Origin of the sequence: Mesorhizobium sp. M8A.F.Ca.ET.207.01.1.1, assembly GCF_004794715.1 — a bacterium.
GTDB lineage: Bacteria > Pseudomonadota > Alphaproteobacteria > Rhizobiales > Rhizobiaceae > Mesorhizobium.
On sequence record NZ_SRUS01000594.1, the window covers coordinates 1 to 280 of the forward strand.

At 73.2% G+C, this 280-nt stretch carries 1 protein-coding gene; it reads right to left on the reverse strand.

Translation table 11 applies throughout. The annotated features are described in order from the left end of the window. Positions 1 to 266: GntR family transcriptional regulator (locus tag EN850_RS35980; RefSeq protein ID WP_136093101.1), on the reverse strand; the 266-nt coding region annotated here is incomplete at its 3' end. Positions 267 to 280: the final 14 nt, after the last annotated feature.

Here is a 280-nt window from a genome sequence, read left to right on the forward strand (position 1 = left end):
GTGCCGCCAGCGCCCTGCGCATCCAGCAGGCCGGCCTGGCGCAGCTCGGCGAAGGCGCGGGTGACCGTGGTCAGGTCCACGCCCACCTGCTGGGCCAGGTCGCGCTGCGGCGGCAGTCGGTCGCCCGGGCGCAGCACGCCGTCATCCACTGCCTCGGGCACCTGCTGGGCAATCTGCAGGTACAGCGGGCCAGCGCCCTCGCGGAAGGGGCGAACCCAGGTGCGATTGGGGTGTTTCAGGCGGCGGCCGGCGGCAGGTGGCGTCATCGGTCAGGTTTTTC